The 12744-nt window shown below is 55.4% G+C and carries 13 protein-coding genes; 8 read left to right on the top strand and 5 right to left on the bottom strand.

What is annotated here, in order from left to right:
* The first annotated feature begins 65 nt into the window (after window positions 1-65).
* Both ACR0JF_RS18535 and ACR0JF_RS18540 read left to right on the top strand, forming a co-directional pair.
* Window positions 66-632 (top strand): hypothetical protein, encoded by a 567-nt coding sequence (locus ACR0JF_RS18535; protein WP_170662879.1) that lies wholly within the window; start codon window positions 66-68, stop codon window positions 630-632.
* Window positions 633-814: 182 nt separating this feature from the next.
* The gene (locus ACR0JF_RS18540) at window positions 815-1375 is read left to right on the top strand and encodes a hypothetical protein (RefSeq protein WP_480669609.1); all 561 of its coding nucleotides are present in this window, start codon (window positions 815-817) and stop codon (window positions 1373-1375) included.
* A 14-nt stretch (window positions 1376-1389) separates the two neighbouring features.
* On the opposite strand, the gene ACR0JF_RS18545 is transcribed toward ACR0JF_RS18540, so the two are convergent.
* On the bottom strand, window positions 1390-1638 hold the full coding sequence (locus ACR0JF_RS18545) for a hypothetical protein (protein WP_170662882.1): 249 nt from the start codon (window positions 1636-1638) through the stop codon (window positions 1390-1392).
* 69 nt (window positions 1639-1707) lie between these two features.
* Between ACR0JF_RS18545 and ACR0JF_RS18550 the strand changes: the two genes are divergently transcribed.
* Window positions 1708-2124 (top strand): hypothetical protein, encoded by a 417-nt coding sequence (locus tag ACR0JF_RS18550; protein WP_170662884.1) that lies wholly within the window; start codon window positions 1708-1710, stop codon window positions 2122-2124.
* Between the two features lie 472 nt (window positions 2125-2596).
* On the opposite strand, the gene ACR0JF_RS18555 is transcribed toward ACR0JF_RS18550, so the two are convergent.
* From ACR0JF_RS18555 to ACR0JF_RS18570, 4 genes are all read right to left on the bottom strand, one after another.
* Window positions 2597-3550: a BMP family protein gene (locus ACR0JF_RS18555; RefSeq protein WP_170662886.1), complete on the bottom strand. Its 954-nt coding sequence runs from the start codon at window positions 3548-3550 to the stop codon at window positions 2597-2599.
* A gap of 89 nt (window positions 3551-3639) precedes the next feature.
* Window positions 3640-4572, bottom strand: a complete 933-nt coding sequence (locus tag ACR0JF_RS18560; RefSeq protein WP_170662888.1) for an ABC transporter permease — start codon at window positions 4570-4572, stop codon at window positions 3640-3642.
* Between the two features lie 3 nt (window positions 4573-4575).
* Window positions 4576-5661, bottom strand: coding sequence for an ABC transporter permease (locus tag ACR0JF_RS18565; protein WP_170662890.1), 1086 nt, complete (start codon window positions 5659-5661; stop codon window positions 4576-4578).
* Window positions 5658-7187 carry an ABC transporter ATP-binding protein gene (locus tag ACR0JF_RS18570; RefSeq protein WP_170662892.1) on the bottom strand — a complete coding sequence of 510 codons (1530 nt, stop codon included), beginning with the start codon at window positions 7185-7187 and terminating at the stop codon, window positions 5658-5660. The genes ACR0JF_RS18565 and ACR0JF_RS18570 overlap by 4 nt, the downstream gene beginning before the upstream one ends.
* A gap of 163 nt (window positions 7188-7350) precedes the next feature.
* Between ACR0JF_RS18570 and gcvA the strand changes: the two genes are divergently transcribed.
* From gcvA to ACR0JF_RS18595, 5 genes are all read left to right on the top strand, one after another.
* Window positions 7351-8277 carry a transcriptional regulator GcvA gene (gene gcvA, locus ACR0JF_RS18575; RefSeq protein ID WP_170662894.1) on the top strand — a complete coding sequence of 309 codons (927 nt, stop codon included), beginning with the start codon at window positions 7351-7353 and terminating at the stop codon, window positions 8275-8277.
* Window positions 8278-8473: 196 nt separating this feature from the next.
* Entirely contained in the window at window positions 8474-9058 is a 585-nt protein-coding gene (locus tag ACR0JF_RS18580; RefSeq protein WP_480669663.1) for a DUF1989 domain-containing protein, read from the top strand.
* Entirely contained in the window at window positions 9048-10559 is a 1512-nt protein-coding gene (locus tag ACR0JF_RS18585) for an amidohydrolase family protein (RefSeq protein ID WP_170662898.1), read from the top strand. The genes ACR0JF_RS18580 and ACR0JF_RS18585 overlap by 11 nt, the downstream gene beginning before the upstream one ends.
* A 15-nt stretch (window positions 10560-10574) precedes the next feature.
* Entirely contained in the window at window positions 10575-11462 is an 888-nt protein-coding gene (locus ACR0JF_RS18590) for a polysaccharide deacetylase family protein (protein ID WP_170662900.1), read from the top strand.
* Window positions 11459-12730 (top strand): amidase family protein, encoded by a 1272-nt coding sequence (locus ACR0JF_RS18595; RefSeq protein WP_170662902.1) that lies wholly within the window; start codon window positions 11459-11461, stop codon window positions 12728-12730. The genes ACR0JF_RS18590 and ACR0JF_RS18595 overlap by 4 nt, the downstream gene beginning before the upstream one ends.
* Window positions 12731-12744 lie beyond the last annotated feature (14 nt).

Below are 12744 nucleotides of genomic sequence, written 5' to 3' on the forward strand. Positions count from 1 at the left end.
TTCCGTGAGATCGTTCCTGGGCGGTCGGCGGGCAATGTCACCTAAACAACAAGAAAGACAAGACTATGGGCAAGAGATACGTCAGCAAGGTTCTTCTGTTTGACGAGCAGGATCTGATGAGTGAGGAGCCAGAGGACTTTCGCCATTTTACCGATCAGGCTTACAGCACCCTCAATAGCGTAGCCGTTGGAGAGGAAATGCAATTCCCGGCATTGCTCGGTGTCTGCTCAGAGCGATACAACCGGTCTTGGCTGTGGAATATCGACATCGAAAGAGGCTGGGTTTCACAAAACAAAAATTGGTCGCAAACTGTTCGGTCAATTGCCCTTTGGCTGGGGAATGTCAACCGCTGCTATCTGGATGACCTTCTGGTTACCAATGACCTCCTGTGCTTTATGTCTCGTGTTTCTGGCCAGATCGCAAACAAACTCGAGTACGGAAACGATTGCTCTGCCATCCTCATGGCGCGGTCTCTGGAAAACTTACCTGCGTCTGGTCTGCCCTGCTTTCGCCCCAAATCGGAGCTCTGTGCAGGAGGCAATGATTGTGCTCATGATATGCGGGCTGAAAACCTCGGACCCGGGCGGCGCGTTATCGTGGAGGTGGCGTTTGAACTGGATGAGATGTGGTAAACCCGCAGTGGCACGGGAAACCTACCGCCAACCAGCCGGCCTTCAAAAAAAATTCCTCACCCCCCCTTGGCAAAAGCCGGCGCCGACCGAACCTTGTAGTGTACTCGGGCGATCAAAGTGATCGCGCGGGTTTAAAAAACGGGGCAGGACCCCAAAAACAATGAGAAAGAGAACCTTTGAGCATGCACTATGTAAATAAAGCAATCTTGCTGGACGAGGCCGACCTGTTCGAGGTCTGTGGGTGCATTCCACAAGACTTTGATGAGCTGGTTGAACTGGCGGATTGCTGTGTGGGCAGCAGGGTCATAAACGATGATCACCCGACCCTGGAAGTGCTTAGTATATGTTCTGAGCGATACGACGAAGTGTGCGTGTTGAACGAGGATTTCAACTCCGAGTGGTTGACAGAAGGCAATGCATGGCGCCAGACCCTGACCGAGCTGTTTCGAGATCTGGGAAGCATCGACCAAAGCGTGACTGCACGTTTCCTGACGTCGCCAGATATTCCGGCTTTGATCTCCGATGTGGTTGAAAACATCAAAGCTGATGTAGAACAACAAAATTTTTTCAAAGCGAAACAACATCTTTTCTCGCTGGAAAACCTGAAGACTGCAGGGTTGCCGTGCTTTCGGAGCGCTGCAACCCTGACATCAGGGGGTGATGATGACGCGCACGATTGCAGGGACAAAAACTATGGCCCTGGAAAGCGCGTCATCGTTGAGGTGGCTTATGTGTGGGGGTAGTACCTTCAAATTGATCATCTCATTCCAAAGAGTTTAATACCCTGATGCGCCAGATGAACCTGATCCGGCGCAATTCCGTTAGAAACTGAAAAACCGACCCTTAAAGCATATTCGCCGTTTGGCATTGCTGCTCTTTTGAGTGAGAGCGGCAACGCCAAAGGCAACTGCTTCTTCAAATTGAAACAAACAACCCCCAACCGCACGTGAGGAGCGGTTGCACTTGGACCTGTGGCATCCCGCCCCAGGCAATCAAGGGAGAACATTATGTTCTATTCCCCAAAGACCGAAACCGGTCTGCTCCAATTCATCGCCAGCGCAGCGGAGGTCGGTCAATGAGCGTTTTCGACGATCCCCTTCATAAGGCGCTTTATACAGCGCTGAACGCTACAGACACCGCCAGGAATGCTGTGTTTGATGTAACTTCGGGTTCCGATTGTCCGGAAGCGCTGCAACCGGTCGCGGAACGTTTCTTCGAAGCTGACGACAGCGATCTGATCGCTGTAAATTTGATAGAAGATGTCGGATTACTGATGACGATGCTGCATGACGCTGCCGCAGCTGAGACGCAACCGGGGTATGTCGCGGACGAGCATTGCATGTCCGGGGGTGGCTACGAGGTCACGCATCTTTCGGATCTGGGCCAGCAATTCGAAAGCGCGCGAGAGGCAGTCGCGGCACTATATTCCGCACTTTATGAAGTGAACCTTCATTTGCGGGCTGATCGTCTGTCCGCGTCACTGCGCGCTTAAACAAGAGGGGCGGCGGTGCCGCCCCTTCCTTGATCCAATTGTACTGTCGGACGTCAGGCGGTTTTTGCCTGTAAGTCATAACGCTGTCCCGACAGAGCCTCGCTGAACTCCCAAGTTTCCATCGCTAGTCGTCAGAACACCGCGGTCCAATATCGCAATGCGGAGAAAGACCGCATTGAGCTCAGTTCGACCGATGCCGCAATGCGCAGGAATGTCTGGTCACAGATTTTGCAAGGACGATGTTGATTAAGCGTTTTGCATGGTTGGATCTTAGGCAGTCTTGGAATTGTACATTTTCGGGCATTGCAGAGCTAAAAACCATCAATACGCAGCACAGCGATTCCGACGAAACCGGGGGAAACACAATCCCACGCGGTACAAGCGAAAGGCTTCAATCATTGATTTCTCTTACAAAAAAATGCCCCCAGACTTGGAGGCGAGAATAAAAGGAGGAGCGATTATTGGGGACGTGTTATTGTGGAACTACAACCAATGTGCCTGACTTCATGGCGTCGATCAGTTTGTTGACTTCATCCACAACGTCCACCGGGACATCTGGGTGGAAGGACCCGATCCGCATGGCCAGTTCATTGCCCATATCCGCCCGGTAGAGTGCACCTTCCAGTTTTCCAGCAGCTGCCAGTTCCAGGTAGGACCGCATGTTGCCTTGGACATCCAAGATTGCGGACTGTAGGATTTCCGGCCATTCGTTGATCGCATCACGATAGATGCCGATGCCATAGACACCTTTTTCCTGAACGGCCTGCATGGATCCCAGCGTCGCACTGTCCATTGTCGGCCAGACGACATCGGCGCCTTGGGAAATTTGGTTCAAGGCAGCTTCTTTGCCTTTGGCGATGTCATCCCAGTCGCCGGTCCAGGTAACCAGAACTCTGACGTCCGGATTGGCCGCTATGGCGCCCGCTTCGTAGCCAGCAACCGTGTCGGTCGTAAACTTGAACTGCTGCGCTGCGATGATGCCGATGGTGCCTGTGTCTGACATGGAGCCTGCAACGTAGCCCATCAGATAAGCTATTTGGCTGAAATAGAAATCCGCGTTGGCAATGTTGTCTTTGGTGCCCAGTCCGTTGTTCACCATGAACATGGTTTCCGGGAAGCGTGCAGCGACACGTTCCACGGCGTCCTGGAATTCTCCGCCGTGACCGATCACAAGGTCATACCCCCGGCGTGCGTAGTCGCTCAGGACTTCGATTTGTTCGGGCTGATGCACGCTTTCGGAAAAAGCAGCTTCAAAGCCGAGCGCTTCACCTGCCTCGGTGAGGCCTTCGAATCCAGCTTGGTTCCAGCCATTGTCAGAAATCGATCCGGGCATAACGATCGCGGCGCGGTCGATCCCGTCAGCAGCCGCAGGCCCTGCCAACATCAGTGTCGCAAGCCCCGCCAATAGTTTGGACTTCAATTGCATTGTTGTTCTCCCATTTTGGATATGTGTTGTTAGGGTGACGGGAGGATCGCGACGTGAAAAACGATGGTTTCTCACGTCACGGCTGAGATTTATCGATGCTCTCGGTCGTAGGGCAATCCGACGCTTGCAGGTGCGCTGGCCTTGGCGGCGAGGACCACGAGTGCGATGAGCGATGCCAGGTAAGGCAAGATCAAGAAGAGCTGATAGGGAATCTCTGGCGAGGTGAATTGCAGTTTGAACTGCACTGCATCACAGAAGCCGAAGAAAAGCGCCGCGCAGATCGCGCCGATGGGCGACCAACGTCCTAAGATGATTGCCGCAAGCGCAATGAAGCCCTTGCCCGCGCTCATGCCTTCTGCGAACACATAGACTTGCGACAAGACCAGATGCACTCCGGCCAGCGCCGCGAGAGAACCACTGACTGCAATTGCGAGATATTGCATGCGAAAGACAGGAACCCCGGCCAAGTCCGCGGCCTTCGGGTTTTCGCCAACGGCGCGCAGGTCCAGACCCTTGTGGGATTTCATCAGCCAGAACCAGGCTGCTATTGCCAATCCGATCAATAGGTAGAACAGCGGATCTTGGGAAAAAAGGGACGGGCCAACCACCGGCAGATCTGACAGGAAGGGAATATCGATCTGCGAGAACCCGTTTACCCGCGCCCCTCCGGCCTGAGCTCCGAATATCTGACGGGACAGAAAAGCTGTGAGTCCGGCCAGCAGCAGGTTGAGCGCGATACCGCCAACCAATTGGTTGATGCGCAACCGGATCGACATATACCCAAGCAGCAGGCCAGAGATCAGGCCGCAAATGATCCCGCATCCGAGCCCGATCACGGCGGAGCCCGTCTCGAAAGAACCAGCAGCAGCGCCAAGCGCTCCGGCGAGAATCTGACCTTCGAGGCCGATGTTGTATAGCCCGCCACGTTCCGCGATCACCCCGCCAAGGGCAGCAAACGCAATTGGCGTACCCAATCGGGCGGTTCCGGCAAGGACGTCGCCCAGCAAAACAAGATCAATCATAGCTTATGCCCCTTTCTTTTGGCGTTGTGTTTGGCGGCGCAGCCGCAGGTTTTTTGCCAGGAGTTTCAGAATGGATTTTGACCTAGTTCGCGGTGTCACGAGGGCGGCAGCGACAAAAACCACTACGAGCCCCTCGACCACTTCGATGACAGAACTGTCGACCCCGACGGCACGTTGCATCGTTCCCGCCCCGGAAGAGAGCCCGGCAAGGAACAGCGCGGTCAAAGGAGCGACAACTGGATTGAGAGCCGCAAGGAAGGCGACGACAATCCCGTCATAGCCGTAGCCATCGCTGAACAGGTGGAACAGGCGGTACTTCAACCCGATCACCTCGATTGCGCCGGCCATACCGGCAAGGCTGCCGCCAATCAACATGGCGCGAATGATGGTCTTTTTCTGGTCCACACCGGCATAGGCCGCAGCGCGCGCATTGCGCCCCACAAGGTCCAGTTGGAAACCCGATGGCGTGAAGCGCAGCCAGAAATACAAGATGATCGTCATGCCCAGCCCGAATACAAAGCCCGCATGGGTATCAGATTGCGGCATCAGAATAGGCAGGCGATAGGCTTCTGAGACTTCCTCCGAATAGGGATATGGCGCGCCTTCAGCCAATAGCGGCCCAGCCACGGCATAGCTGACGATGTGGATCGCAATGAAGTTCATCAACAGCGTGACGATGACCTCATTCGTGTCCCGATAGGCTTTGAGATACGCAGGAATTGCCGCCCAGAGCGCCCCGCCGGCGGCGGCGGCGATAAATATCAGCGGCACGCCCAATAGACCTGGCAGATCGGGGATCGCCAAAGCAAAGACGGCACCGAACAACCCACCAATATAGATCTGCCCCTCGCCACCGATGTTGAACACACCGGCGCGCATCGGAATGATCACAGCCAGCCCGGCTAGAAGCATCGGCGAGGCTTTGACCAAAGTATTGGAGAAACCCCAGTAATTCAGGAAGGATTCCAGAAACAGAATCTTATAGGCCTCAAACGGGTTGTGCCCGTCGAGCAGGATCAGCACGCCGCCAACGCTCAGCGCTAAAAGTAAAGCAATCGCAATCCGGCGTTGCATGGTGAATCTGTTCATTGTACCTCCTCCGGCGCTGCGGTCATCAAGAGCCCGATGTCTTGAAGAGTTGTGTTTTCTGGATCGACAACACCCGTGATCCGACCAAAAGCCATCACGACGACGCGGTCAGAGATGTCGAGCACATGCTCAAGTTCAGTTGAGATATAGAGAACGCCCACGCCGCTTTGGGCGACAGCACGGATCTGGTTCTGAACAAATTCCGTTGCGCCGACATCAAGCCCTTTTGTCGGCTGTACGACGACCAAGAGATTGCGCGCCCGGGCCACTTCACGGGCCAGAACGATTTTTTGCTGATTGCCGCCGGACAAAGCTGAGGCGTTCAATTTCGGGTCTGGGGGCCTAATGTCAAAGGCCGAGACCACGTCGCACGTGATCTCGTGCATCGCGCGCCGGGAAATCAGACCGCCAGACATGAACCTGTCTTCGCCAATGGATCGAAAGGCTATATTTTCTTCGACACTGAGCGACAGGACCAACCCTTCGGCATGGCGGTCCTCGGGCACAAAGCCTATCCCATCTGCAATGCGCGAAGCGATGGAGGCGCTTGATATCTCCGTGTCATTAAGGTGGATGGCGCCGCTGGTTTGTCTTTTGAGGCCGGTGATCACCTCGCTCAACTCCGTCTGGCCATTGCCGTCGATCCCGGCGATTCCGAGAATTTCGCCAGCCTTCACGGAGAGGGACACATCCTGCAGGATTTCCGCGCCGCCTGGATCGATCAGGCAGACATCAGATACAACCAGAGCGTTCGGTGCTGAGCTGGTGTCGTTGCGCGCCTTTTGGGCCTTGGGTGTCTCGACCGTTTCGTAGGTCGACTTTTCTCCCATCATAAGCGCTGACATCTGGGCCATGGGCGTGGTTGCAACCGGAAGAACTCCCTCGACACGCCCATGGCGCATTATCATGACGCGATCGGCAATTTCGCGGATTTCATCGAGCTTGTGACTGATGAAAAAGACGAGGCAGCCGTTGGCGACCAGCTTGCGCACCCCCTTGAGAAACGGAGCGACTTCAGTCGGGGCAAGTACGCTGGTGGGTTCATCCAGGATCAGGATCGATACATCGCGAAACAGCGCCTTAAGGATTTCCACCCTTTGCTTCATGCCCACAGGCATTTCCGTGACGCAGATGTCGAAATCGACGTTAAAGTCAAAGTCGCTGCAAAGCTGCCGAATGCGCGCCCGCGCTTCGGCACCCCTCTTTGTGCTGGGCAAGCCGATGAGAATGTTCTCTTCGGCAGTCATTGCGCCGACCAGGCTGAAATGCTGGTGGATCATGCCGATCCCATGCTCAATAGCTTTTGCTGGGCTGGTCACCGAAACAGGTGTTCCGCCCAGTTTGATTTCGCCGTTATCGGGCTGATACAGACCGATCAAAACGCTTGCGAACGTGGTTTTCCCCGCTCCGTTCTCGCCCAAAATCGCAATGCACTCGCCCTTCGATGCCAGCAGATTGACGTTGTGCAATGCACGAACGGCGCCAAACGACTTGTCGATGCCGGTGACTTTCAAAAATGGATCCAAGACAACCTCCCAACTTTCACGCAAATTCAAGAGAGAATGCCCTGTCTTCTCAAATTAGATGTTTTCACCTCACAGCTGAGAATTTTGCCCACATATGAACTGGCAATCCGGTTAGAGTGGAGTGACGAAATAGCATCGCATCAGGAGAGCAAAACCGCGCGTCATGGCGAAGATACCGTCGTTGAAAAGCATTCAGGCCTTCGAAGCAGCCTGCCGGCATCTGAGTTTCAAGGATGCCGCCGATGAATTATGCGTCACTCCGACTGCCGTTTCCCATCAGATCAAATCGCTGGAGGATCAACTTGGGGTGCCCCTATTTCACCGGCTGACCCGCGCCTTGAAACTGACGGAGGATGGGGCCAACTACGCGCCCCACATCATTGAGGCCTTCAAGCACATCGAAGCCGCCTCGCTCGCGCTGGAGGAAGACGACCTTGCGGGCACATTGACAATCTCAACCACCGGGTCATTTGCCGCCAACTGGCTTAGCCCGCGACTGCGAGCCTTTTACGAGAAATACCCGGAGATTTCGGTAAGGGTTCTGTCAAGCGATCAGCTGGTGGATTTCAAGTCCAGCGATGTGGATGTGGCCATCCGGTATGGCTTTGGCGATTATCCTGACAGCAATGTGGCATGGGTCTTGAATGACTGGGTGGCACCTGTCTGCAGCGTGGAAAAGGCGAAGTCACTGAGTTCCGCCGAAGATCTTCTGAAGTCTCGTCTGATCGAATACCAATGGAGCGGGTTTTCTGATGCGGATCCGAGTTGGGAGCGCTGGATGGACGAGGCTGGCTTGCAGACTGGTGATGTCGAGCCCTATGTCACCTATTCCGAGGAACATATCTGCTTGCTGACGGCAAGCGATGGTCATGGTGTGGCCCTGGTCAGCCTTTTGGCCGCCGCGCGTTTTCTGGAACGTAATATGCTGGTCGCCCCCTTTGACACGGCATTGAAGAACAAGAGCTATTTTCTCGTCTGCCCGGAGACTTACGCCAATCGTGCACGCGTTCGTGTGTTCCGGGAATGGCTATTGGACCAAGCAGATGAGTTTCGCGACAGCGCCGTCGGTCAAAGGTTTTTTGAAGATTAGCGCATCCGCAACGATCTAATCCGTCGCTTGAATTTTTGTCATTTCTAAATTGCCGAGAAGCATGCGTTTCTGAACCCCTAATCAGGAGTTATTGCGCATGCAAAGTTTTGACCCTTCCCAACCCGATGGTTTCAATCAAACACTGGACAGCACAGTTTCTGCCGACGGCGTCCCGGTCATTGCAGTACGGTATACAGTGCCAGCACGTTGCGGTGTCGCAGTACGTTTGACAGCCGGGCAGACTTTGACCATCACCAATCCGACCGGCTGGCAAGTCTGCGATTTCTGGGCGTTCAATGCGGCGGAGCTGCATGAATATTTGTCTATGCCGCATGTGCATACAGATCTTCTGTCTGTTTTCCCAAAGATCGGTGACAGGTTGGTCAGCAATCTTCGCAATCCTCTTCTGACGCTGACCCAAGACACATCGCCGGGTGTTCATGACACAACAATCGCCGCTTGCGATGCCAACCGGTACAAGCAATTGGGCGTCACTGACTACCACGACAATTGCGCCGACAACTTGAGGCAGGCATTGCTTGCTATCGGGAAAAAAGCACCACGTGTGCCAGCGCCCTTCAATCTATGGATGAACGTACCAGTTCACCCTGATGGCAGCCTCGCCTGGGCTGCGCCATTGTCAAAGCCGGGGGATAGCATAACCTTCAAAGCTGAGATGCCAGTCTACGCCGTGATGTCGGCCTGCCCGCAAGATATCACTCCAGTCAACGGGGACGAAGGCGAGCCGAGCGCGCTGGAATTTGTTGTTCATGACGGATGATGGCGGCGACATATTTTCTGCCCGCTGGATCATCGAAGATGCTTTTCACAGTCACAACGATTTCGCTCTTTATGTTCTGGACGGTAGAATAGGTGGCCTAGCACCTCTGGCCGTATTGAAGTCACGTTATCCCAGCGCAAGGGTGCACTCGGACACAAACACGGCGATCCTGCCCGGGTTTGTGAATGCTCATCACCATTGTTATGGGGTGAACCTGATCAACCAAGGGATACGGGATGACCTGTTAGAGCCTTGGATTTTCGCCTCCGCTGGCGCAGCCGACATTGCGCCGCGCCTCGCCACCGAATACGCGGCAATGCGCTTGCTGAAGAATGGGGTGACGGCTGTTGTGGATGCTGGCACCGCGGGTCAGACTGCGGCCATTGCCGAAGCGAAGATAAGGGACAAAATCGCCGTATATAATGGGCTTGGCCTGTCCTGTGCCATCGCGCCGGGCGAGAGATGGCACAACCAGCTTGTGCATCCATATGGGCAAAGCCAGTCGTTTCTGACCACCTTGCCCGAGGTTCTGCGATGCAAACTGCAACGCCAACACGTTGCGCGTACACGTATTGCACCGCAAAGCTTTGTGCGGCTTCTGTCCCGGATGCATGGCGAATACGCGACATCTGAATGCGCTGATGTGTGGTTTGGCCCCACGGCACCGCATTGGACGGGCCGAGAGATCCTTCGCGACATTGCCACGGAGGTTCGCGAAAGCGGCCAGCGCATTCACACCCATGCCGAGGAGTCTCGGCTGCAACACCTGTCGGCTACAGCCTGGAGTTTTCAGGGTGCCATCGCAGAATTGGGCAAAGCTGGCCTGTTCACTGACGGCTTGTCCTTGGCGCATATGGTTTGGGCGGACGAAAAAGATCTGGCGCGAGTGGCCGAGGTGCGCGCGCATATCGTTTGCAATCCCAGCTCCAATTTGCGGTTGCGTTCCGGCATCGCACCCGCGCCATTGATGAAGCGGATGGGCATCAACCTTGCACTGGGGATGGATGGGACCAGTCTGGCAGGCGATGACGATATGTTCGCCGAAATGCGTCTGGCGCAAAGCCTTTATTGGTCAAGTGATCGGGCAAACCCGAGCCTGACCGCGAAGGATGTTTTCGACATGGCCACTTTGGGTGGCGCGCGTTTGATGGGAATGGATCACAGCATCGGAAGCCTGTCCGTAGGCAAACGCGCTGACTTTTTGATCCTGCGCCTGGACCGTCTTGAAGGTCCCTGGTTGGACCCCGGCATTGATCCGGTTGAGCTGTTGGTCAGCTCGGCAAAATCCACGGACATCCAGAGCGTTTTCACCGGCGGACAACTGGCCGTTTCGCACGGCGAGGCCCAAAAAGGCGACGAAAAGATAATTCTTCAAAACATCACCGACGGCATGCAGCGCGCCGCGGATCAAAGGCTGAGCGCCAGTGACTATGCCGCCGTCAAATCCGCATTGCAGCGCTGGTATGACGATTGGTTAACGAACAACGCCCTGCAATTGTGACAGAGGAGCAAAACCATGCAGAAGAAGATAATCTGGCCAAACGGCGCGCGATGCGCCTGTGCGATCACCTTTGATATAGATGCGGACAGCCTTATCCATATCGCAAAGCCGGTCGACGGGCATGATCGCCTGTATCCGATCTCCATGGGGCGCTACGGGCCGACGGTTGCCATCCCTCGGATTCTAGAAACCTACAAACGTCTCGGGCTGAAACAGTCCTTCTTCGCCCCCGGATGGGTCGTGGAGCAATATCCGGATGCTATGCAAGCCATCCTGAAAGATGGTCATGAAATCGGCCATCATGGCTATTTGCACGAAGACCCGACAAACCACAGCGCGTCTGAACAGGCCTATTGGTTTGAACGCGCGCTGGAGTCGCACAAGCGGGTTCTGGGCAATGTGCCAAAAGGCTATCGCGCACCGGTTTACAATGTGACGCAAGCCGTCATCGACCTGCTGAACAAGCATGAATTCGACTACGACAGTTCGCTGATGGCGGATGATGTGCCATATCTCATGCGATCCGGCGGGCGGACTTTGGTCGAACTTCCATCGCATTGGGGGACCGACGACTGGCCGCAATTCGCCCACTACGAGGAGATTGGTTACATGATGCCCGTCGCTGGGCCACGGGCCGGGCTGACCCCATTTTGGGAGGAATTCGAAGCCCAATACGAAGAAGGTGGCTTCTGGATCGGCATCTGGCATCCCTTCCTGACCGGGCGTTTGGCGCGGTGGCGGCAGGTGGAAGACTGGATGGAAACCATCTTGAACAGGGGTGACGTCTGGTTCGCCACTCTCGGAGAGATCGCGCAGCACGTGCGCGCGCAATATGAAGCAGACCGGCAAAGCGTACGGGTTGAAGAACTGCCCTATTACAAGGCTCCGGTCCTGACGACATGAATATCCTTCAACGCGCGCGCGACTTCCTGGATTCGCTCGACGCGCATCGCGAGGTATTCCTTAGCGTTGCGCCAGATAGACTATTGCAGGATGCCCGAGCTGCCGCCGCGCGGCGGGCAGCAGGGAGGCTGCTTGGCCCGTTGGACGGCCAGTTTCTTGCAGTGAAGGCCAATATCGACGTGCAAGGGCTCCGAAGCCATGCAGGATCTTTGGCCATCGATCCTCAACCAGCAGACAATGACGCCCCAATCCTGGCCGGGCTACGTTCTGCGGGCGCGATCATTATGGGTCATGTGAACATGTCGGAGTTCGCCTTCTCGGGGCTCGGAGTTAATCCGCATTTCGGCACCCCTCTGAATGCGTTGGATAGCACACTGGTGCCCGGAGGGTCCTCGAGCGGATCGGCGTCAGCCGTTGCCTTGGGCTTGGCCGACATCGCATTGGGCACAGATACCTCCGGCTCCGTGCGCATTCCGGCCGCCTGTCAGGGCCTAGTGGGGTTTCGCCCAACTATGGGCCGCTATGAAAGCGCCGGGATTTTACCACTGGCGCCTTCTTTGGATACGCCAGGCTCACTCGCTTTTAACGTCAGTCAGATTTGCGCTGTAGATCGCGTTTTGTCGGATTGCAAAGAAACCGGGCACGCCTGCCGTCATATTCTGTGCCTGAGGGAAGACGCCCTGGTGGGATTTACCCCGGAAATCAGGGCTATGTACGAACAGGCCCAGCAGCATTTGTCCGATCATGGCATCAATTTGGAAAGGGTTGATATCCGTAGTTTCACTCGTGTCACGGAGATCTTCCAGACCTATGGAACGCTGGTGAGCGCCGAAGCCTTTCGTCTTCTGCCAAGTTTGGTCGGAGACCAGCAGGCCAGACTGGACCCAAATGTGCAGGATCGCCTTGCTCAGGCGGCTTCAATCCTTGGCACAGATCTGCAAGCATTGCTGGAAATCCGGCGGGCCCTCATCCTGGACTTTGGCAGGGAACTGGCTGGGAAGATGCTGCTTTATCCGACATTGCCGTCGTACCCGCCGTCTGTTCTGGCTGTGACCCGCGATAAAGGGGTCTTTGCAAGCGAAAACGCCCTTATCCTGTCGGTATCGATGAAAGCCGCTTTCCTCAATGCCCCAACAATTTCCGTTCCATTTGGGGACCGGAGACCGGGGGTCAGCCTATCCTTGAGCGGCGGCGCAAACAGGGACGCGGATGTACTTGCGACGGGGTCTTACCTGGGGAAGATTTTTTCAGCGACTAGAGATGGCTGAGGTCAGTTCATTCT

The sequence above is a fragment of the Ruegeria sp. BG11 genome (assembly GCF_056538565.1).